Source organism: Geodermatophilus sp. SYSU D01105, from assembly GCF_054050095.1.
The window spans coordinates 1-20,549 of sequence record NZ_JBJGYR010000026.1 but is presented as its reverse complement, the minus strand read 5'-3'; the positions used below and the strand labels follow the sequence as shown (position 1 = coordinate 20,549).

The 20,549-nt window shown below is 74.0% G+C and carries 19 protein-coding genes; 12 read left to right on the top strand and 7 right to left on the bottom strand.

What is annotated here, in order from left to right; translation table 11 throughout:
* The first annotated feature begins 66 nt into the window (after window positions 1-66).
* Window positions 67-594: an acetolactate synthase small subunit gene (gene ilvN / locus ACI79I_RS20855; RefSeq protein WP_456994230.1), complete on the top strand. Its 528-nt coding sequence runs from the start codon at window positions 67-69 to the stop codon at window positions 592-594.
* A 101-nt stretch (window positions 595-695) separates the two neighbouring features.
* A complete protein-coding gene (gene ilvC / locus ACI79I_RS20850; protein WP_456994229.1) occupies window positions 696-1,724 on the top strand; it encodes a ketol-acid reductoisomerase in 1,029 nt (342 codons plus the stop codon).
* A gap of 61 nt (window positions 1,725-1,785) precedes the next feature.
* Here ilvC and ACI79I_RS20845 read toward each other — a convergent pair whose 3' ends face one another.
* Window positions 1,786-2,247, bottom strand: coding sequence for a hypothetical protein (locus tag ACI79I_RS20845; RefSeq protein ID WP_456994228.1), 462 nt, complete (start codon window positions 2,245-2,247; stop codon window positions 1,786-1,788).
* 94 nt (window positions 2,248-2,341) lie between these two features.
* Window positions 2,342-3,118 carry a hypothetical protein gene (locus ACI79I_RS20840; RefSeq protein ID WP_456994227.1) on the bottom strand — a complete coding sequence of 259 codons (777 nt, stop codon included), beginning with the start codon at window positions 3,116-3,118 and terminating at the stop codon, window positions 2,342-2,344.
* 184 nt (window positions 3,119-3,302) lie between these two features.
* Between ACI79I_RS20840 and serA the strand changes: the two genes are divergently transcribed.
* The 5 genes from serA (at window position 3,303) to ACI79I_RS20815 (ending at window position 9,966) form a co-directional block, all read left to right on the top strand.
* Window positions 3,303-4,904 carry a phosphoglycerate dehydrogenase gene (gene serA, locus ACI79I_RS20835; RefSeq protein ID WP_456994226.1) on the top strand — a complete coding sequence of 534 codons (1,602 nt, stop codon included), beginning with the start codon at window positions 3,303-3,305 and terminating at the stop codon, window positions 4,902-4,904.
* A 16-nt stretch (window positions 4,905-4,920) separates the two neighbouring features.
* Complete coding sequence (locus tag ACI79I_RS20830; protein WP_456994225.1) at window positions 4,921-5,943, top strand: 3-isopropylmalate dehydrogenase; 1,023 nt, start codon at window positions 4,921-4,923, stop codon at window positions 5,941-5,943.
* Window positions 5,944-6,117: 174 nt separating this feature from the next.
* On the top strand, window positions 6,118-6,987 hold the full coding sequence (locus tag ACI79I_RS20825) for an FAD binding domain-containing protein (RefSeq protein WP_456994224.1): 870 nt from the start codon (window positions 6,118-6,120) through the stop codon (window positions 6,985-6,987).
* Between the two features lie 4 nt (window positions 6,988-6,991).
* The gene (locus ACI79I_RS20820; protein WP_456994223.1) at window positions 6,992-7,510 is read left to right on the top strand and encodes a (2Fe-2S)-binding protein; all 519 of its coding nucleotides are present in this window, start codon (window positions 6,992-6,994) and stop codon (window positions 7,508-7,510) included.
* Entirely contained in the window at window positions 7,507-9,966 is a 2,460-nt protein-coding gene (locus ACI79I_RS20815) for a xanthine dehydrogenase family protein molybdopterin-binding subunit (protein ID WP_456994222.1), read from the top strand. Before ACI79I_RS20820 ends, ACI79I_RS20815 begins: the two co-directional genes overlap by 4 nt.
* A gap of 32 nt (window positions 9,967-9,998) precedes the next feature.
* Here the strand turns inward: ACI79I_RS20815 and ACI79I_RS20810 are convergent, their stop codons facing one another.
* The 4 genes from ACI79I_RS20810 to ACI79I_RS20795 all read right to left on the bottom strand — a co-directional run bounded on the left by ACI79I_RS20810 (window position 9,999) and on the right by ACI79I_RS20795 (window position 14,439).
* Complete coding sequence (locus tag ACI79I_RS20810) at window positions 9,999-10,664, bottom strand: GntR family transcriptional regulator (protein ID WP_456994221.1); 666 nt, start codon at window positions 10,662-10,664, stop codon at window positions 9,999-10,001.
* A 57-nt stretch (window positions 10,665-10,721) separates the two neighbouring features.
* On the bottom strand, window positions 10,722-11,432 hold the full coding sequence (locus ACI79I_RS20805) for an enoyl-CoA hydratase/isomerase family protein (protein ID WP_456994220.1): 711 nt from the start codon (window positions 11,430-11,432) through the stop codon (window positions 10,722-10,724).
* On the bottom strand, window positions 11,432-12,970 hold the full coding sequence (locus ACI79I_RS20800; protein WP_456994219.1) for an aldehyde dehydrogenase: 1,539 nt from the start codon (window positions 12,968-12,970) through the stop codon (window positions 11,432-11,434). Before ACI79I_RS20800 ends, ACI79I_RS20805 begins: the two co-directional genes overlap by 1 nt.
* A 95-nt stretch (window positions 12,971-13,065) precedes the next feature.
* The gene (locus ACI79I_RS20795; RefSeq protein WP_456994218.1) at window positions 13,066-14,439 is read right to left on the bottom strand and encodes a dihydroorotase; all 1,374 of its coding nucleotides are present in this window, start codon (window positions 14,437-14,439) and stop codon (window positions 13,066-13,068) included.
* An 86-nt stretch (window positions 14,440-14,525) separates the two neighbouring features.
* On the opposite strand from ACI79I_RS20795, the gene ACI79I_RS20790 reads away from it, so the two are divergent.
* Entirely contained in the window at window positions 14,526-15,548 is a 1,023-nt protein-coding gene (locus tag ACI79I_RS20790) for an asparaginase (RefSeq protein WP_456994217.1), read from the top strand.
* A gap of 11 nt (window positions 15,549-15,559) precedes the next feature.
* Here the strand turns inward: ACI79I_RS20790 and ACI79I_RS20785 are convergent, their stop codons facing one another.
* The gene (locus ACI79I_RS20785) at window positions 15,560-16,708 is read right to left on the bottom strand and encodes a flavin reductase (RefSeq protein WP_456994216.1); all 1,149 of its coding nucleotides are present in this window, start codon (window positions 16,706-16,708) and stop codon (window positions 15,560-15,562) included.
* Window positions 16,709-16,969: 261 nt separating this feature from the next.
* On the opposite strand from ACI79I_RS20785, the gene ACI79I_RS20780 reads away from it, so the two are divergent.
* The 4 genes from ACI79I_RS20780 to ACI79I_RS20765 are packed head-to-tail and all read left to right on the top strand — an operon-like array spanning window position 16,970 to window position 20,347.
* Entirely contained in the window at window positions 16,970-18,100 is a 1,131-nt protein-coding gene (locus tag ACI79I_RS20780) for an LLM class flavin-dependent oxidoreductase (RefSeq protein WP_456994215.1), read from the top strand.
* A gap of 2 nt (window positions 18,101-18,102) precedes the next feature.
* Entirely contained in the window at window positions 18,103-18,684 is a 582-nt protein-coding gene (locus ACI79I_RS20775; protein ID WP_456994214.1) for a carboxymuconolactone decarboxylase family protein, read from the top strand.
* Window positions 18,681-19,466, top strand: a complete 786-nt coding sequence (locus tag ACI79I_RS20770; RefSeq protein ID WP_456994213.1) for an alpha/beta fold hydrolase — start codon at window positions 18,681-18,683, stop codon at window positions 19,464-19,466. Before ACI79I_RS20775 ends, ACI79I_RS20770 begins: the two co-directional genes overlap by 4 nt.
* Complete coding sequence (locus ACI79I_RS20765) at window positions 19,463-20,347, top strand: NAD(P)-dependent oxidoreductase (protein WP_456994212.1); 885 nt, start codon at window positions 19,463-19,465, stop codon at window positions 20,345-20,347. The genes ACI79I_RS20770 and ACI79I_RS20765 overlap by 4 nt, the downstream gene beginning before the upstream one ends.
* Window positions 20,348-20,549 lie beyond the last annotated feature (202 nt).

Here is a 20,549-nt window from a genome sequence, read left to right as displayed (position 1 = left end):
CTCGCACGCTCGCGGCGGACCCCTGGAACGGGGCCGAACGACGAATCGGAAGCAGGTTCCCCTCAGATGACCCGCCACACCCTGTCGGTCCTCGTCGAGAACAAGTCCGGCGTCCTCGCCCGGGTCTCGGCGCTGTTCAGCCGGCGCGGCTTCAACATCGAGTCCCTGGCCGTCGGGCCGACGGAGAACCCCGAGCTCTCCCGGATGACGATCGTCGTGGACGCCGACACCGCGCCGCTGGAGCAGATCACCAAGCAGCTGAACAAGCTGATCGAGGTCATCAAGATCGTCGAGCTGGACTCCGCCGCCGCCGTCCAGCGCGAGCTGCTGCTGGTCAAGGTCCGCGCGCCGATGGCCGACCGCACCCAGGTGCTGCAGACCGCGGAGCTGTTCCGGGCCCGCGTGGTCGACGTCAACACCGACACCGTGACCCTGGAGGCCACCGGCACGCCGGACAAGCTCCAGGCGCTGCTCGCCGTCCTCGCCCCGCTCGGCATCAAGGAGATGGCGCAGTCGGGCACCGTCGCCCTGGGGCGGGGCCCGCGCTCGATGTCGGGCGCCGGTACGTTGCGCCCGGTCGAGCGCACCGCCTGAGCGGACCCCGTCCTCCCCGCTCCTCGCAGGCTCGGAGCGGGACCCCGGACGGGGCCACGCGCACCACCTACCAGCACCAACCGAAGGGAACCGCACAGCACATGGCCGCCGAGATCTTCTACGACGACGACGCCGACCTGTCGATCATCCAGGGGCGCACCGTCGCCGTCCTGGGCTACGGCAGTCAGGGACACGCGCACGCGCTGTCGCTGCGCGACTCGGGCGTCGACGTCCGCGTCGGGCTGCCCGAGGGCAGCAAGAGCCGCGCCAAGGCCGAGGCCGAGGGTCTGCGGGTCGTGACCCCCGCCGAGGCCGCCGCCGAGGCCGACCTGATCATGATCCTCGCGCCGGACCACGTGCAGCGGAACCTGTACAAGGAGTCGGTGGAGCCCAACCTGCAGGACGGCGACGCGCTGTTCTTCGGCCACGGCTTCAACATTCGGTTCGGCTACATCAAGCCCCCGGCGGGCGTCGACGTCGCGATGGTCGCCCCCAAGGGCCCCGGCCACCTGGTGCGCCGCGAGTTCGAGAACGGCAAGGGCGTGCCCTGCCTGGTCGCGGTCGAGCAGGACGCCAGCGGGCAGGCGCTGCAGCTCGCGCTGTCCTACGCCAAGGCCATCGGCGGCGCCCGCGCCGGCGTGATCAAGACGACCTTCGCCGAGGAGACCGAGACCGACCTGTTCGGTGAGCAGGCGGTGCTCTGCGGTGGCATGTCGGCGCTCGTGACCGCGGGCTTCGAGACCCTCACCGAGGCCGGGTACCAGCCGGAGATCGCCTACTTCGAGTGTCTCCACGAGCTGAAGCTGATCGTCGACCTCATGTACGAGGGCGGCATCGCCAAGCAGCGCTGGTCGGTGTCGGACACCGCCGAGTACGGCGACTACACCACCGGTCCGAAGGTGATCGACCAGCACGTGAAGGACACCATGAAGGACGTCCTCGCGCGGATCAAGGACGGCTCCTGGGCGGCGGAGTTCATCGCCGACCAGGACGCCGGCGCGCCGGACTTCACGCGGCGCCGGGCCGAGGCCGAGGCGCACCCGATCGAGGAGACCGGCCGCCGGCTGCGCGGGCTGATGAGCTGGGTGTCGGCGTCGGACGACTACACCGGGACCGCCGCCCGCGGCTGAACCCCGACGGACAGAGGCCCCCGCTGCCGGACGGCAGCGGGGGCCTCTGTCCGTCCTGCGGTCAGCGGGTGCCGCGGGCGGCGAAGTACTGCCGGGACGACGGCTGGTTGAGCAGGAGGACGATCCCCGCCCCGGCGGCGATCAGCAGCACCGACCAGATGGTGAACCCGCCCTGGGCCAGCGACACGACCAGCCCCAGCACGGCCAGGCCGGCGGTCACCAGGCCGGCGACCTTGAGGACGGCGCTGCCCCTGCCCTTGAGCGCCATGACCGCGCCCCAGGTGTTCGCGACCGCGACGGCCAGGTACACGGTGCCGAAGGCCGCGCTGGCCGCTCCGAGGACCCGGGTGGCCGCCAGCAGCAGCAGGGCGTACATGAGCACGTAGAAGGCCAGGAAGAAGCCGATGGCGGCCGCGGCCAGCACCTGCGGCGGGCGCCGCCCGGGCGGGGCCGGCAACGACCCGCCGTCCTGCGGGTGGGGGGCGTCCCGGGGGTCGGGCTCGGCGGGGCTGGGGTCGGTCACGGGGGTCCTCCTGGTGTGCGACAGCCCCTGTCCGCGCCGCTCGGTGGCGCGGACAGGGGCTGGGTGGGCCGGCTCGGGGGTGTGGCTGCCCGGGTCAGCGACCCCGGCGCGCGCGGTGCGCGGCGAAGAAGGCCGCCGCGGGCTTCATCGACAGCAGGACGACGATGGCCAGCGCCGCGAGGAAGAACAGCAGGCTGGTCACGATGCCACCGGCGCCGCTGGTGTCGGCATCGGCCAGGCTGGCGAAGAAGTTGAGGGCGGTGAAGGCCACCGCGATCGAGCCGCCCACCAGCAGCATCACCCGGCTGCGCCCGGTCAGGGCCCACACCGATCCCCAGATCATGACGACGGTCCAGGCCAGCGCCAGGAGGCCGAAGACCAGCGCGATGCCGGCCACGGCGCCCGCGACCTCCCCGAAGCCGGGGATCTCGGTGTCACCGGCCGCGCCGCCGAAGAGCGCCCCCGCGAAGATGAGCGCGAGGCTGAACAGGATGCCGATCGCGCCGAACACGAACCCGAGCACGGCCGCCGTGACGACGCCGGCGGGCTTGGCCGGCACCGCCGACTGGCCGTACTGGCCGTACTGCTGTGGGTAGCCACCCTGCTGGCCGTACTGCTGCGGGTGGCCCGGCTGCTGGCCGTAGGGGGAGGGCTGGCCGTACGGGGAGGGCTGGTACTGCTGACCGTAGGCCTGCTGGGGCTGGCCGTACTGCTGGCCGTACCCCTGGCCCGCCTCCTGGGGCTGGCCGTACTGCTGGCCGTACCCCTGGCCCGCGTCCTGGGGCCGGCCGTACGGCTGGCCGTACCCCTGCTGACCGGAGCCCTGCTGGCCGTACTGCGGCGAGCCGGGCTCGTTGTCGTTGGTGCTCATGGTCTCCTCCGTCGGCGCCGGCCCTCGCCGACTCTGCGCGGCCAGGATGTCCGCTGCGCCACGGCAGGGGCAAGCACACCTCCCCCGCCGGCGGGGGTGTCGTGGCGCATCCGTGACGTGACGGTGGGTGCGGAGAGGGGCTCGCGGGGGAGTGGGGCGGCCGGGTTCCCTAGGCTTGCTCCCCGTGACCACGACCGTGCCCGTCGTCCTCATCGCCGAAGAACTCGCCCCGAGCGTGCTGGAGGTGCTCGGGAGCGAGGTGGAGATCCGTCACGTCGACGGCGCCGACCGTGCCGCGCTCCTGCCCGCCCTGGCCGAGGCCTCGGCGGTCATGATCCGCAGCGCCACGCAGATCGACGCCGAGGCGCTGGCCGCCGCGCCCGAGCTCAAGGTGGTCGCCCGGGCGGGGATCGGCCTGGACAACGTCGACGTCGCCGCCGCCACCGAGCGCGGCGTCATGGTCGTCAACGCGCCGACCTCCAACATCGTCAGCGCCGCGGAGCACGCCGTCGCCCTGCTGCTGGCCGCCGCGCGGCACATCCCCGCCGCGGACGCGTCGCTGCGCGAGGGAGCCTGGAAGCGGTCGAAGTTCACCGGGGTCGAGGTCACCGACAAGGTCGTCGGCGTGGTGGGCCTGGGCCGGATCGGCCAGCTCGTCGCCCAGCGGCTGGCAGCCTTCGGGGTCACGCTCATCGCCTACGACCCCTACATCCAGCCCGGCCGGGCCGCCCAGCTCGGCGTCCGCATGGTGTCGCTGGAGGAGCTGCTCCGCGAGGCGGACTTCATCACCATCCACCTGCCCAAGACGCCCGAGACCCTCGGTCTCATCGGGGCCGCCGAGCTGGCCACCACCAAGCGCGGCGTGATCATCGTCAACGCCGCACGCGGCGGGCTCGTCGACGAGGCGGCGCTCGCCGACGCGCTGAAGTCCGGCCAGGTCGGGGCGGCGGGCATCGACGTCTACGCCAAGGAGCCGTGCACCGACAGCCCGCTGTTCCAGCTGGCGAACACCGTGGTCACGCCGCACCTGGGCGCCTCGACGACCGAGGCGCAGGACAAGGCGGGCACGGCCGTGGCCCGCTCGGTGCGGCTGGCGCTGCAGGGGGAGTTCGTGCCCGACGCGGTCAACGTCCAGGCCGGCGGCGTGGTCGCCGAGGACGTCCGGCCCGGCCTGCCGCTGGCCGAGAAGCTCGGCCGGGTCTTCACCGCGGTCGCCGGCGGGCTGGCCCAGTCGGTCAACGTCGAGGTGCGCGGCAAGATCGCTGAGTACGACGTCTCGGTCGTGCAGCTGGCCGTCCTCAAGGGCGTCTTCTCCGACGTCGTCGAGGAGCAGGTCACCTACGTCAACGCCCCGCTGTTCGCCGAGCAGCGCGGTCTGGACGTCGCCATGACCAGCGACGTGGAGAGCCCCGACTACCGCAACCTGATCAGCGTCCGCGGCGCGATGGCCGACGGCAGCGAGGTCACCGTCTCCGGCACGCTCTTCGGCAAGAACCAGGTGCCCAAGCTGGTCGAGATCGGCGGCTTCGACATGGACCTGGACCTGTCGGGCTACCTGCTCTTCTTCGTCTACACCGACCGGCCGGGCGTCGTCGGCACCGTCGGCGCGGCGCTGGGCGAGGCGGCCGTCAACATCGCCGGGGCACAGGTGAGCCGCACCAACCGCGGCGGCGAGGCGCTGATGGCCGTCACCGTGGACAGCCCGGTCCCCCCGGAGCTGCTGAGCGACATCGCCGGCCGGATCGGCGCGCGTGAGGCCCGCTCGGCGGACCTCAGCCCCCGCTGACCTAGGGTCTGGTCCCATGCGCCTGGCAGTGATCCCTGGAGACGGCATCGGTCCGGAGGTGGTGGCCGAGGGCCTCAAGGTCCTCCGTGAGGTGGCCCCCGACGTGGAGCCCACCCCCTACGACCTCGGGGCCGCACGGTGGCAGCGGACCGGCGAGCTGCTGCCCGACACCGTGCTCGACGAGCTGCGCCAGCACGACGCGATCCTGCTCGGTGCCATCGGCGACCCGGGGGTCCCCAGTGGCATCCTCGAGCGCGGCCTGCTGCTGCGCCTGCGCTTCGAGCTCGACCACCACGTCAACCTGCGGCCCGCGCGGCTCTACGACGGCGTCCGCAGCCCGCTGGCCGAGCCCGGTGACATCGACATGCTCTGCGTCCGGGAGGGCACCGAGGGCCTCTACGCCGGCAACGGTGGGGTGATCCGCCGGGACACGCCCCAGGAGATCGCCACCGAGGTCAGCCTCAACACCGCCTTCGGCGTCGAGCGGGTCGTGCGGTACGCCTTCGAGCGGGCGCTCACCCGCCCGCGCCGGCACCTGACCCTCATCCACAAGACCAACGTGCTCACCCACGCCGGCGGGCTGTGGTCACGGACGGTGGAGGAGGTCTCGGCCGAGTTCCCCGAGGTCACCGTCGCCTACCAGCACGTCGACGCCGCGTCGATGTTCTTCATCACCGACCCCGGGCGCTACGACGTCATCGTCACCGACAACCTCTTCGGCGACATCGTCACCGACGTCGCCGCGGCGGTGACCGGGGGCATCGGGATGGCCGCCAGCGGCAACCTGGACACCTCCGGCACCCACCCGAGCATGTTCGAGCCGGTGCACGGCTCGGCGCCCGACATCGCCGGTCAGGGGATCGCCGACCCGACCGCCACGGTCCTCTCCGTCGGCCTGCTCCTCGAGCACCTCGGGCGCGCCGACCAGGCGAAGAAGGTCAACGCGGCCGTCGCGTTCGACCTGTCCACCCGCGAGAAGCAGGGCTCGCTGCGCACCGCGGAGGTCGGCGACCGGCTCGCCGCGCTCGCGGGGGGCTGAGCCTGGCTACGGGGGCCGCCGGTCGGCGGCCCCCGGTACCCCGTCCGGGGGCCGGTCCACCTGTGGCCGGCCACCAAGGAACGGCGCACATCCTGGGGCCGGGCACATGGTGCCCCCGGGGGTCCACCGACAGGATCGCGGCACGCTCGCCGAGCCCGACGCGAGGAGCCGCCGGTGAAACCGCCGCCGTTCACGTACTCGATCCCCACCACCGTCCCTGACGCCGTGGCGCTGCTCGTCGAGCACGCCGAGGAGGACCCGCGGGTCCTCGCCGGCGGGCAGAGCCTGGTGCCGCTGATGAACTTCCGGCTGGCCCAGCCGGGGCACCTGGTCGATCTGCGGCAGGTGGTGGGCCTCGACACCCTCCGGCTCGACGGGGACTCCCTCGTCGTCGGCGCCATGGTGCGGCAGTCCACGGCCGAGCGGAGCCCCGAGGTGGCCCTCGTCGCGCCGCTGCTGGCCGAGGCGCTCGGCCACGTCGCCCACCCGCCGGTCCGGCACAGCGGCACCGTCGTCGGCAGCATCGCCCACGCCGACCCGGCGGCCGAACTGCCGGCGGTCGCGCTCGCCCTGGACGCCGAGATGACCGCCGTGGGACCGCAGGGGGAGCGGCGCATCCCCGCGGCCGACTTCTTCCAGGGACCGTTCACCACCGCGCTCGCCCCGGACGAGATCCTCACCGAGGTCCGGTTCTCCGCGTTCCCCGGCGGGCACGCCTTCGCCGAGTTCGCGCAGACGCACGGCAACTTCGCCGTCGTCGGGGTGGCTGCCCTCGTCGGCTTCGACGACGGCCGGATCGCGCGGGCGGCGCTCGCGGCCAGCGGTGTGGCGCCGACGCCGGTGCGGCTGACCGCCGCCGAGGAAGCACTCGTGGGCACGGCGGGCGACGAGGCCGCCGTGGCGACCGCGGTCGACGCCGGCACCGCCGCTCTCGCCCCGGCCGGCGACGTGCACGCCAGCGCCGCCACCCGCATCGACATCACCCGTGCGGTCCTGCGCGAGGCGATCCAGCGCGCGGTCGGCCGCGCCCGTGACCGGAGGTGAACAGGTGAGGCACCTGCAGGAGATCACGCTGACGGTCAACGGCCGCCGGCACACCCTCGCCGTGGAGCCCCGGCGACTGCTCGTCGACGTGCTGCGCGACGACCTCGGCCTGGTGGGCACGCACATCGGCTGTGAGCACGGCGTCTGCGGCACCTGCACCGTGCTCCTCGACGGTGCGAGCATCCGGTCGTGCACGACGCTGGCCGTGCAGGCCGACGGGCGGACGGTCCGCACGGTCGAGGGGCTCGGTGACGGCGCGGACCTGCACCCGCTCCAGGAGGAGTTCTGGGACAAGCAGGGGCTGCAGTGCGGGTACTGCACCCCGGGGATGCTGATGCGCGCCGTCGAGATCCTCGAGACCGACCCCGACCCCAGCCCCGAACGGGTGCGGGAGGAGATCGCCAGCAACCTGTGCCGTTGCACCGGCTACCAGTTCATCGTCGAGGCCGTGGTGTCCGCCGGCGAGCGCATGCGGCAGGCCGATGCCGCCACCTCCGAGCCCAGGACGGGAGCCCAGGCATGACCGCCATCGACCGTCCGGCGCCGCCACCGGTCCGGGTCCACAAGGACGAGCGCCGGTGGGTCGGCAAGAGCATCCGCAAGGTCGAGGACCCCAAGTTCCTGCGCGGCCGCGGCGGCTACATCGCCGACCTGGTCCGGCCGGGCACGCTGCACGCCGCCGTGCTGCGCAGCCCGATGGCGCACGCCCGGATCGTCAGCATGGACACCTCGGCGGCGGAGGCCGCTCCGGGGGTGCACCTGGTCGTCACCGGCGCCCGGGCCGCGGAGCTGACCGGCCCGCTGCCCGACTTCGGTCCCGACCCGAGCAAGCACGCCTGGCGCTGCCTGGCCGTCGACAAGGTGCGCTACGCCGGGGAGGGGGTGGCCGTCGTCGTCGCCGACGACCGCTACCTCGCCGAGGACGCCCTCGGGCTGATCGACGTCGAGTACGAGCCACTGCCCCCGGTCGTGGACCCGGTGCGCGCGCTCGACGCCGATGCCGCGGTGGTGCACGAGGCGCTGGGCAGCAACGTCGCCTACGACCGCGAGTTCACCTTCGGCGACGTCGACGCGGACTTCGCCGCGGCCGACGTCGTCGTCCGCGACCGGCTGCGCTGGCACCGCTCGGGCGGGCAGCCGCTGGAGACGGTCGGCGCGATCGCGGACTTCGACCCCAGCACCGGCAAGCTCACCGTGCACACCAACTCGCTGAGCTTCACCAGCTACATGTTCATGGCGGCCGGGTCCCTCGGGGTCCCCATGAACAAGTTCGACGTCCACCAGGTCCCGGCCGGCGGCAGCTTCGGCTCGAAGCTGTTCGTCACCAAGCCGACCGTCATCGCGGGCATGTGCTCGAAGGTCCTCGGCCGGCCCGTGGCCTACCTCGAGGACCGCGTCGACAACATGTCCAACGCCGACCACCACGGCTCCGACCGGGTGTACGACGTCGAGCTGGCCGTGATGCGCGACGGCACGATGCGCAGCATCAGGATCGACTGCGTCGACGACTACGGCGCCTACATCCAGTTCGGCGTCGGCCACCACGGCAACGCCCTGGCCCAGGTCACCGGCCCGTACACCATCGGCAGCGTGCGCTACCGGGTCCGCGCGGCGCTGACCAACAAGAACCAGCAGGGCGCCTACCGGGGCTTCGGCTCCGAGGTCAACAACTGGATGCTGGAGCAGATGGTGGACAAGGCCGCCCGGGAGATCGGGATGGACCCGGTCGAGATCCGGCGGCGGAACTTCATCCGGCCCGAGCAGTTCCCGTACTTCATCCCCAGCGGCAACGTCTACGACAGCGGCAACTACACGGCCGTCCTCGACGAGGCGCTGCGGCTCGGGGAGTACGACCGCTGGCGCGCCGAGCAGGCCCGGCTCCGCGAGCAGGGCCGCTACATCGGCATCGGGGTGATCTCCGCCCAGGAGCGCAGCGTCTTCTCCGCGACCGAGTTCTGGTTCTGGTTCGACGAACCCAACGCGCCGGTCACCAGCAGCCCGGAGAGCGTGACGCTGGGGGTCGACGCCACCGGCACCATCACCGCGACGCTGTACTCGTGCGCCTTCTGGGGCAACAGCCCGGAGACGATGGTCGCCCAGCTGGTCGCCGAGGAGTTCGACTGCGACCCGCACGACGTGTCGATCATCTACCACGGGACCTCCGGCGGGCTGCCGGCGACCGGGCCGGGTGGCTCGCGGACGACGGTCATGCTCGCCGGTGCCGTCGAGGGGGCCTCGGCCAAGATCAAGGCCAAGGCGCGGCGGGCCGCGGCGCACCTCATGGAGGTCGACCCGGAGGACCTCGAGTGGGCCGACGGCGGCTTCCACGTCCGGGGCGTGCCCGACCAGCGCAAGGGCCTCGACGAGATCGCGGCCATGCTGCACATGTTCAAGCACAGCTTCCCCGAGGACGTCGAGTCCGGCCTCGAGGAGTCCAAGGTCTTCGACCACCCGTACACCACGATGCCCTCGGCCGACCGCAGCGACCTCGGCGTCTTCTACCCGTTCATGGGCAACGCCTGCCACGTGCCCGTGGTCGAGGTCGACGTCGAGACCGGGCGGGTCGGCATCCTCGCCTACGCCGCGGTCCACGACTGCGGGACGCTGGTCAACCCGCGCTCGCTGGCCGGGCACATCGTCGGCGGCACCGCCCAGGGGATCGGCACCGCGTTCTACGAGGAGTTCGTCTACGACGAGCAGGGGCAGCTGACCACCGGCAGCTTCCTGGACTACTCGATCCCGACGGCGATGGAGGTCCCGGAGCTGCGGATCGGGCACGTCGAGACACCGTCCCCGTACACCCCGCACGGGATCAAGGGCGGTGGTGAGGGTGGCCGGATGATGGCGCCGGCCGCGCTCAACGCGGCGGTCAACGACGCCCTGGCCCCGCTCGGGGTGCGGGTCACCGAGCTGCCGATGACCCCCGACCGGCTTCGCGCGGCGCTCCGCACGGCGGGGGTGGGCCCGGAACGGCGGTGACCCGCCGCGGGGTCACCACCGTCCGGGGCCGGTCACCCCGTGGCCGCGTCCTCGCCCATGGCGGCGGTGCGGAGCAGGTACCGCAGGATGAAGTCGTGCGACGTCGCCAGGTGCAGGCGGGTCAGCTCGGCGACCTCCCGCGGGTCCCCGCGGCGCACCGCGGCCAGGATCTGCCGGTGCTCGTCGTGCAGGTGCTCGACGTCGCCGATGACGTCGAGGTGCAGGTACACGTAGCGGTCGGTCAGCCGGCGCAGCTGCTCGGTGAGGGCCACCATGCGCGGACGGTCGGCGCGCTCGTAGACCAGCGCGTGGAACCGGGCGTTGGCCTCCAGCCACTCCCCGGGGGTCATCTCCCCGGACTCCATCCGGGCGGCGAGCGCGGACATCTGGGCGATCTCCGCGCGGCCGACGTTGGGCACCGCGATGGCGGTGACCACCGGCTCGACGGCCTCCCGCATCTCGTAGAGCTCCTGCAGCTCCGGGATGGACAGCCCGGTGACCACCGCACCGGTCACCGCGAGGTCGACCAGGCCCTCGGTGGACAGCACGTGCAGCGCGTCGCGCACCGGGATGCGGCTGACCCCGTACTCCGCGGCGATGTCGGACTGCGAGAGCACCGTCCCCGGGGGGATGGCCCCGGTCCGGAGCCGGTCGCGCAGCCCGCGCGCGACGCGGCTGCCCGCTGACTCGTCGCTCATCTCAGCTCACCTCGGTGCCGTTCCCCGGACGTCGGGACATCGTCGCACCGCCGTCCCTCACGCCTCACCGCGGCGCAGCGAGCCGACGACCAGCCGGTCGACGCTCATGTCCAGGGCGGCGTCGTCGCCGACCGCCCCGAACGCGCGCAGCATGTCCTTGATGTCGGCGTGCACCCGCGGGCTGCGGGCCCGCAGCGCGGCGACCCGCTCGTCGACGTCCTTGCGCAGCTCCTCGCCGGAGGCGACGACCGCGTTGAGCAGGCCGAGCTCGAGTGCCCGCGACGCGGTCACCTGCTCGCCGGTCGCGGTCAGCCAGAAGGCCTGTCGTTCGCCGACCTTCCGCGGCAGCCAGGCCAGCACCAGCGCGGGGGCCAGGCCGATGCCGACCTCGGGGAAGGAGAAGCGGGCGTCGGCCACGGCGACGGCCACGTCGCAGGCGGCCAGCACCCCGACGCCGAAGCCGGCGGCGTCGCCGGTCACCTCGGCGACGGTGACCAGGCGGGTCCGACGGAAGGCGCGGGTGGCGGCGACCAGCGTCTCGGCCTCGCCACGGACCACGCCCGGTGCGGCGTTGGTGCCGCCGCGCTCGCGGCCGAGGCAGAACGTCTCGCCGGCCGAGCGGATCCGGAGCACGTGCGCCCCCTCGGGCGGGTCCTCCAGCAGGGTGGTCAGCGCGCGCACGTCGGCGAGGGCCCAGAGGCCGTCGGGCCGGTCCACCTCGGCGACGACGACGCCGTCGGTGACCGGGGAGATCGACAGGCCGGTCATCAGTTCAGCCGTCCCGTCGCGCGGCCGCCGTACCAGTCGACGTCGTCGGCCGCGGTCCGGACGGTGACCGCGCGGACGTGCGTGAAGTCGTGGAAGGACTCCCAGCCGCCCTCGCGGCCGGTGCCGCTCTCCTTGAGCCCGCCCCACGGCGAGGAGGGGTCGAGGCGGTGGTGGTCGTTGACCCAGACCATCCCCATCTCCAGCTGCGCGGCCACCCGGTGGGCGCGGGCGACGTCGCGGGTCCAGATCGCCGAGCCCAGCGCGAACGGCGAGTCGTTGGCCTGGCGGATCGCGTCGTCCTCGTCGTCGAACGGGATGACGACGACCACCGGCCCGAAGATCTCCTCCTGCGCGATCCGCATGTCGTTGCGGACGTCGGCCAGGACGGTCGGCTCGACGAAGAAGCCACCCGGCAGGTCCGGCACCTCGGCGGCCCGGCCGCCGGTGACCAGCCGGGCGCCCTCGGCGATCCCGCTCTCGACGTGCCGCAGGATGCGGGTGCGGGCGCGCTCGGAGATGACCGGCCCGAGCTGGGTCTCGGGCAGCGTCGGGTCCCCGATGCGGATCTGCCGCGCCTGCGCGGCGAGCGCGTCGACGACGTCGTCGTAGATGCCGCGCTGGACCAGCAGACGGCTGCCGGCGATGCAGGTCTGCCCGGCTCCGATGAACCCGGCGAAGGCCGCGCCGCGCGCGGCGGTGTCCACCGGTGTGTCGTCGAAGACGAGGACCGGGGACTTGCCGCCCAGCTCCAGGGTGGCCTTGGCGAAGCGGCGGGCGGTGGCCAGCGAGATCGCCCGGCCCACCTCCGTGCCGCCGGTGAAGACGACCTTCTTGACCAGCGGGTGCTCGGTGAGTGCCGCGCCCGCGGTGTGCCCGAGGCCGTTCACCACGTTCAGCACGCCCGGGGGGATGCCGGCGTCGGCGGCGATGTCCCCGAGCAGCATCGCCGTGAGCGGTGTCTGCTCCGAGGGCTTGAGGACCACGCTGTTCCCGGTCGCGAGGGCCGGCGCGAGGCTCTTCGAGGCGATCATCATCGGGTGGTTGAACGGCGCCAGGATGCCGACGACGCCGAGCGGGAAGCGGCTGGTGTACGCGTGGTAGTCGCCGCGCAGCGGGACGACGGCGTCCCGGTCGGCCAGCAGGAGCGAGGCGTTGTACCGATACCACTCCGACAGGCGGGTGATCTGCGCCTTGGTCTCGGTGATCGGCCGGCCGTTGTTCATCGTCTCCAGCTTGTAGAGGTCCTCCATGCGGGCCTCGATGCCGTCGGCGAACGCGTGCATGACCCGGGCGCGGTCGTGGATGGGCATCCGGCTCCACACGCCGGAGCGGAACGTCTCGTCGGCCACCCGCACGGCCCGGTCGACGTCCTCGGCGTCGGCGGCGGCCACGGCGGCGATGACCTCACCGGTGGCGGGGTTGAGGACCTCGATCGGCTCGGCGCCGCCGGGGGAGAGCTCCCCGCCGATGCGCAGTCCGGTCGGCAGCGAGGCGACCGGCAGGTCCACGACGTCGGGGACGGGGTTGGACAGGGTCACGGGCACTCCAGGATCGGTCGTATGCGCAGCACGGCTGCCTGTATACGGGGTTGTCCGACGATAGGCCGCGGACCCGTGGCAGGGCAAGGGTGTCCTCAGGCGGGTGCCGGTCGGGTCCCCGGTCCGGGGAGGAAGCGCCCGCCGCGAGCGCGCACCGGGCGGCCCTCCTCGGCGACCAGCTCGCCGCGCAGCCACGTCTGCACCACCCGGCCCTGCACCGCGCGCCCGTCGTAGGGCGTCCACCCCGCCTTGGACAGCACGTCGGCGTCGCGCAGCGTCCGCCTGCCGCCGGGGTCGACGAGCACCAGGTCGGCGTCGGCGCCCGGGGCGACCCGCCCCTTCCGCGGCCACAGGCCATAGGTCCGGGCGGGCTGCTCGGCGTAGACCCGGGCGACGTCCTCGTAGGCCAGGTGGCCCCGGGCCACGGCGTCCAGGAGCAGCTGCATCGTGCTGTCCAGACCCGGCAGGCCGAAGTGCACGTTCCAGATGTCACCGGCGCGCTTCTGCTCCAGCGTGGAGGGCGCGTGGTCGCTGGACATGTGCGTGAGGACGCCGGCCCGCAGCAGCCGCCACATCTCGGCCTCGTCCTCGTCGGTGCGCGCCCGGGCCGGCGGGGTGAACTTCCGCAGGGCGCCGGCGTCGAGCACCTCGTCCTCGCGCAGCAGGAAGTACTGCGGGCAGCCCTCGACGGCCAGGCCCGCCCCGCGGGCACGCTCGGCCGACAGGTACGCGGCGACCTCCGGGGAGCTCACGTGGGCGACCGTCGCCCGGGCCCCGGTCCGCCGGACCAGCAGCGCCGCGACGGCGGCGGCGACGAGCTCGGCGTCCCGGTTGCGCCACTCGGGGACCAGCCCGCCGTCGGTGCGGCCCTCGGCCCGCAGCAGGGCCTCGGCGGCCTCGGTCAGGGACTCGTCCTCGCAGTGCAGCAGGCTCACCGCGCCGGCCCGGGCGGTCGCCTCCAGGTGCTCCTTGAGCCGGGCCGGGTCGTGCCCGGGGACGCCGTGGGTGGTGCAGGTGAAGACCTTGAAGAAGGTCACCCCGGCCGCCCACAGCGCGGCGACCTCACCCGCGGCGCCGGGCCAGGCGTGCGCGGCCAGCCCGAAGTCGACCTCGGAGCGCTCCCGCAGGTACGCGGTCTTGTCGCGCAGGTCGTCGACGGTCCGCACCGGTGCCCCGTGGGTGTGCTCGACGATCGTGGTGACCCCCGCCGCGGCGGCGGCTGCCGTCCCGGTGGGGAAGTCCTCCCGCTCGGGGCTGCCGGGGTCCATCAGGTGCACGTGCGTGTCGATCCCGCCGGGCAGCACGACCAGGCCGGCGGCGTCCACCGTGCGCGCGGCGGTCGGCGCGCCGTCGGCCACCGGCGGGCCGACGTGCACGACGACGCCGTCCCGCACACCGACGTGTGCGCGACGGCGGCCGGTGGGCGTGACGACGGTGCCGCCCGCGACGAGCAGGTCCAGGTCGGTCATGGACGGTCCTCTCGGGGGAGTGGGGCCCTACGGTGGGCCGGCCGGGTGCCGACCGGGCTCGCGGCCGGGAACGGGAGGTCAGGGGCATGGGGACGCAGGTGGGCCGGCCGCGGGTGGCCGTGGGGTCGCTCGGCGGCACGATCACGATGACCGCGCCCGCGGGGGGTGGCGGGGTGCAGCCGGCGCTGGACGCGGCCGACCTGCTGCGCGGCGTGCCGGGCCTGGGCGAGGTCGCCGACATCGCGGCCACGACCCTGCAGACCGTGCCGAGCGCCTGGCTCACCCCGGCCGACGTCCTCGCCGCCGCGGACTGGGCCGCCGCGCAGGTGACCGCGGGGGCCGCCGGCGTCGTCCTCGTCCAGGGCACCGACACGATCGAGGAGACCGCCTACCTGGTCGACCTGCTGTGGGACCGTCCCGAACCGGTCGTCGTCACCGGTGCGATGCGGCACCCGTCGTCGCCGGGAGCCGACGGACCGGCCAACCTGCTCGCCGCCGTCCGCGTCGCGGCCGACCCGGGCGCCCGCGACCGGGGCGTGCTCGTCGTGCTCAACGACGAGGTGCACGCCGCGAGCCGGGTCCGCAAGACCGACAGCGTCGCGCTGCAGGCCTTCACCTCCGGGGCGTTCGGGCCCGTGGGCCGGGTGCACGAGGGCACGGTGACCTTCGCGGGCCGGACGGCGCGCTGGCCGGTGCTGCCCCGACCGGCCGGGGGGCGCGACCCGCGGGTGGCCCTGCTCGAGACCTCCCTCGGGGACGAGGGGCACCTGCTCGCCCTCGTCGCCGAGGCGGGGTGGGACGGGGTCGTCGTCGCGGGGTTCGGCGCCGGGCACGTGTCGGCCGCCGCGGCGGAGGTGGTCGGCGCGGTGGTGCGGCGCTGCCCCGTGGTGCTGGCGACCCGCACCGGCGGAGGACCGGTGCTGGAGGGCACCTACGGGTTCGTCGGCAGCGAGCAGGACCTGCTCGGCCGCGGTGTGCTGCGGGCCGGGTGGCTCGACGCGCGCAAGGCGCGCCTGCTGCTGTGGACCCTCCTGGCCGGCGGCGCGGACGCCGAGACCGTCCGGGCGACCGTCGCCGCCCGGGGTGCGGCGCCGGGTGGGCCCGCCTGAACCGGCGCGGCTCAGAGCCGCCCGCCGGTCTGCTCGAGGATCTCCCGGACCCGTTGCTTGGCCAGGTCGGTGTAGCGGTACACCGCCGCCCGCGCCGTCTCGGCGTCGCCGCGCTCCAGGCCCTCGGTGATCCCGCGCTGGGCCTCGATGAAGCTCTGCGAGGTCACCGGCGTCGCGCCGAAGCTGCGGGTCATCACCGACTTGATGTGCAGCTGCGCGAACGCCGTGGTCAGCGGTGCGCTGTGGGCCAGGGCCACCAGCGTCTCGTGGTAGGCGTAGTTCGCGTCGAGGTAGCCGTCGAAGTCGACGAACCGCTCGCCGACCAGGAGCGCGGCCATGGCCTCGAACCGGGTGCGCAGCTCGGCCAGCTCCGCCTCGGGCACCCGTCCGCAGACCATGTCGATGACCCCCAGCTCGATGGCGCAGCGGGCGTCGAAGGTCTCGTCGGAGGTCCGCGTGGTGAACGGGACGACGACGTAGCCGCGCTCCGGGTCGCGGCGCACCAGGCCCTCGGCCGCCAGCCGGGTGAGCGCGTAGAACGCCGCCGGCTTGTCCACGTCCAGGGAGTAGGCCAGGTCGTCCAGCAGCAGCACGGTGTCGGCGGCGTAGCGACGCTCCAGCACCTGCTGGCGGGCCCGCTGGTAGACGGCGTCGTCGCGGGCGAACTCGAAGCGGCCGAAGCCGCCGCGGAAGTAGGTCAGCGGAGCGCCCTCGTCGGCCTCGGCCTGGCGGACCCGGCCGAGGAAGATCGTGTGGGTCGCCGCGTTGACCTGCTCGACCACCTCGCACTCGATGCGCGCCAGTGCCTCGGTCAGCAGGGGCACCCCCGTGACGCCCTCGGCGACCTGCACCCCGGCGAACTTGTCCGCCGTCGGCGTCGCGAACTGCTGGGCGAGGTGCCCCTGGCCCTGCCCGAGCACGTTGACGCCGTAGGCGCCGGCCTCGGCGACCGCGGCGCAGGTCGCCGAGGAGGTGTTCAGGCAGGCGAGCATCATCGGCGGGTCCAGCGACAGGGAGGTCACCGAGCTCGCCGTCATGCCGAACGCGCCGTCCGCGGTGCGCGTGGTCACCAGGGTCACGCCACTGGCGAGGTGGCCGACGACGTGCCGGAACGTCCCGGCGTCGACCGGGGCGGGAGCTGCCGGCTCGGGAGTGCTCACGGGGGACCCTCCTCGGGGGCCGTGCCGCGCCCCGAGCGGGCGCGGACCTGCGGTCGAGTGAAACCGCGCGGCGGTCCCCGGCACATGGCGGAGCGCGTCACCCCGGCGCGGTCGGGATGCCGGGGCCCGTCACCCCGCCGTCCCGACTCACGTCCGCCGTCATCGCCCGGCGGTCAACTTGTCGGCTCCCGACACTGCCCGGGGACCGGTCCGGGGCCTTGACTGGGCGGCGTCCACCGGCCGACCCCTGAGGAGGACGTCGTGAGACTGGGCTACTTCGCCATGCCGATGCACCCGCAGGGACGGGCCTGGGCCGAGACCCTCCAGGAGGACCGCGAGGCGGTCGTCCTGGCCGACCGGCTCGGCTTCCACGACGCGTTCATCGGCGAGCACCTCACCGACCGCCACGAGAACATCACCAACAGCCTGGTCTTCCTGGCCACGCTGATCCCGGAGACGCAGCGGATCCGGCTGGCCACCGGGACGACGAACCTGTCCCACATGCACCCCGCGCTGGTCGCGGTCAACAGCGCGATGTTCGACCACCTCTCCGGTGGCCGGTTCATCCTGGGCGTCAGCCCCGGCGCGCTGCCCTCGGACGCGGAGCTGCTGGGCCTGCTCAAGGAGGACCGCAACCAGATCTTCGCCGAGGCGATCGACGTCATCACCGCGCTGTGGGAGCGCGAGCCGCCCTACGACATCGACTTCCCCGACAACCGGTTCACCGTCAGCACCGCGAACACCTACGACGGCGACGTCGGCGTCGGGATCGTCGGCAAGCCGCTGCAGCAGCCCCGGCCGGAGGTCGTCGGCACCGTCGTCGCGCCGTTCTCCAAGGGCGTCATCGCCATGGGCGCCAAGGACTTCCACCCGCTGTCGGCGAACTTCCTGCTGCCGCAGTGGGTGGCCACGCACTGGCCGAACTACGTCGAGGGCCGGGAGTCGGTCGGCGCCACCGCGTCGCCGGCGGACTGGCGGGTGGCCCGCACGGTCTTCGTCGCGGACGACGCCGACGTGGCCGAGGCCTACGGGCGGGCCGACGCGGGCAGCCCGTACCGCTACTACTACGGGAAGATGCTCGGCAAGATGCGGTCGCTGGGCCGCCTCGCGCTGTTCAAGACCTCCCGCGAGCAACCCGACGAGGAGGTCTCCCTCGAGGGCGTCCTGCGCGACCTGGTGATCTGCGGGACGCCGGACTCGGTGGCCGACCAGATCCTGGCGCTGCGCGAGCAGACCGGGGAGTTCGGCGAGCTGGTCTACGCCGGCCTGGACTGGGTCGACCCCGGCCTGGCCCGCCGCTCGATGGAGCTCATGGCGACCGAGGTCATGCCCCGGGTCAACGACGCGCTGGGCGCCGACGACGGCCCCGTCCCCGCCGACGGGGGGCGCTGACGATGGGGGAGGACCGGCTGCCCCTGCCCCCGGAGGGCGAGCTGACCGACGCCCAGCGGGCCGCGGTCGCCGAGATCAGCTCGGGCCCGCGCGGCGCGGTCATCGGCCCGTTCGCGCCGCTGCTGCGCAGCCCCGAGCTGATGACCCGGCTGCAGAAGGTCGGCGAGCACCTGCGCTGGTCCAGCCCGCTGGACCGCCGGCTGTTCGAGATGACGATCCTGTTCGTCTCCCGCTGGTGGGACCAGGACTTCGAGTGGAGCTACCACCACCCGCTGGCGCTGGAGGCCGGGCTCGACCCGGCGGTGGCCGACGCCCTCGGCGAGGGACGGCGGCCCGAGGGGATGGACCCGGCCGCGGCAGCGGTGTGGGACCTGCTCGACGAGCTGCACCGCACCCGCCGGGTCGGCGACGACACCTACGCCCGCGCGCTCGAGCAGCTCGGGGACGCCGGGGTGGTCGAGGTGGTCGGCGCGGCCGGCTACTACACGACGCTGGCCATGGTCATGAACGTGGCCCGTACCCCGGTGCCCGGCGGCTCCACGCTGCCCGACCGGAGCGCCGCGAGCGACGGAGCCCTCCGGTGACCGGCGCGACGCTGCCCACCCCGGTGCTGCACCGCACGGGGGAGGGCCGGCCGGTGCTCCTCCTGCACCCGCTGGGGGTCGACGCGTCCTTCTGGGACGACGTCGTCCCCGCGCTCGGTGGAGCGGAGGTGCTCACCTACGACTTCCCCGGCCACGGGTCGACGCCGGTGCCCCCGCAGCCCTACACGATCGAGGACCTCACCGACCAGGCGGCGGCGCTGCTCACCGAGGCCGGCGCCGTCCCCGCCGACGTCGTCGGCGTCTCCCTCGGCGGCCTGGTCGCCCAGCGGCTGGCCGCCTGCCACCCGGAGCTGGTGCGCAGGCTCGTGGTGGTCGACGCCGTGTCGGTCTACCCGCCGCCGCTCAAGCAGCAGTGGCGGGACCGGGCGGCGGCCGCCCCCGAGCAGGGCATGGCGCCGTTCGTCGACCCGACGCTGTCGCTGTGGTTCACCGCGGACACGCTGGCGGCCGGTGGGCCGGTCGTCGAACGGGTCCGGCGCACCGTCGCCGACGCCGACCCGCAGGGCTACGCCTACGCCTGCACGGCGCTGGAGGAGGTCGACCTCACCGGCGTCGTCGGCCGGATCACCGCACCCACGCTGCTGGTGTGCGGGGAGGACGACGCCCCGCCGTTCACCGCGGCCGCCCGCGAGCTGGCCGCCACGCTGCCCGATGCCCGGCTGGTGTGGCTCTCGCCGGCCCGGCACGCCGGCGTCCTGGAGCAGCGGGACCAGTTCGTCGAGGCCCTGACCGGCTTCCTGGGGGACGGGACCGCCCGGTGACCCGCGAACCGGTCGGGTTCGTCGGCCTGGGCGTCATGGGCTCGGCGATGAGCACCCACGTTCTCGCCGCCGGGTACCCGGTGCCGGGCTTCGACGTCGACCCGGGCCGCCGGGCCGAGCACGAGCAGCGCGGGGGCACGGCGTGCGCCAGCCCGGCCGAGGTGGCCCGCGGAGCGCGGATCGTGGTCACCTCGCTGCCGAGCGCCGACGCGCTGCTCGCCGTCCTCGACGGGGACGACGGGCTGGGGGCCGGCGCGAGCCCGGGCCTGGTGGTGGTCGAGACCAGCACGCTCTCCCCGGAGACCAAGCGCGCGGGTGCCGAGCGCGCGCGGGCCTTCGGCGCCACGCTGCTGGACTGCCCGATGAGCGGCACCGGCCAGCAGGCCCGCGACGGCGACCTGATCGCCTACCTCAGCGGGGAGGAGGAGGCCAAGCGGCGGGCGACACCCGTGCTCGAGGCCTTCACCCGGGCCCAGTACGACCTGGGCGCCTTCGGGCAGGGCACCGCGATGAAGCTCGTCGCCAACCTGCTGGTGGCGGTGCACAACGCGGCCGCCGCGGAGGCGCTGCTGCTCGCCCAGCGCGCCGGTCTGGACCTGGAGCAGGTCCTCACCGCGGTCGGGGACGGCGCCGGCGGCTCGCGCATGCTGCAGGTCCGCGGCCCGCTCATGGCCGCCGGCCGGTACGAGCCCGCCACGGCCACCGTCGCCACCATGCAGAAGGACAACGGGCTCATCGCCGAGTTCGCGCACGGCGTCGCCAGCCCCACGCCGCTGTTCTCGGCCACCCGCGTGCTCTACGAGGCCGCGATCGCCCAGGACCGGCTCACCCAGGACACCGCGTGCGTGTTCGGCGTCCTCCAGCGGCTGGCAGGCCAGTGAGCGGACAGGGGCGTGGGCACCGCAGCGAGGGACGAGTGAGGAGCGGAGCGCCCCGCGGGAGCGAACGGGGGGCACTGAGCGGACAGGGGCGTGGGCACCGCAGCGAGGGACGAGTGAGGAGCGGAGCGCCCCGCGGGAGCGAACGGGGGGCACTGAGCGGACAGGGGCGTGGGCACCGCAGCGAGGGACGAGTGAGGAGCGG

Coding starts and splice junctions, on each gene's coding strand:
- ilvN (WP_456994230.1), top strand. CDS start 67: ATGACCCGCCACACCCTGTCGGTCCTCGTCGAGAACAAGTCCGGCGTC.
- ilvC (WP_456994229.1), top strand. CDS start 696: ATGGCCGCCGAGATCTTCTACGACGACGACGCCGACCTGTCGATCATC.
- ACI79I_RS20840 (WP_456994227.1), bottom strand. CDS start 3,118: ATGAGCACCAACGACAACGAGCCCGGCTCGCCGCAGTACGGCCAGCAG.
- ACI79I_RS20830 (WP_456994225.1), top strand. CDS start 4,921: ATGCGCCTGGCAGTGATCCCTGGAGACGGCATCGGTCCGGAGGTGGTG.
- ACI79I_RS20815 (WP_456994222.1), top strand. CDS start 7,507: ATGACCGCCATCGACCGTCCGGCGCCGCCACCGGTCCGGGTCCACAAG.
- ACI79I_RS20810 (WP_456994221.1), bottom strand. CDS start 10,664: ATGAGCGACGAGTCAGCGGGCAGCCGCGTCGCGCGCGGGCTGCGCGAC.
- ACI79I_RS20805 (WP_456994220.1), bottom strand. CDS start 11,432: ATGACCGGCCTGTCGATCTCCCCGGTCACCGACGGCGTCGTCGTCGCC.
- ACI79I_RS20795 (WP_456994218.1), bottom strand. CDS start 14,439: ATGACCGACCTGGACCTGCTCGTCGCGGGCGGCACCGTCGTCACGCCC.
- ACI79I_RS20790 (WP_456994217.1), top strand. CDS start 14,526: ATGGGGACGCAGGTGGGCCGGCCGCGGGTGGCCGTGGGGTCGCTCGGC.
- ACI79I_RS20775 (WP_456994214.1), top strand. CDS start 18,103: ATGGGGGAGGACCGGCTGCCCCTGCCCCCGGAGGGCGAGCTGACCGAC.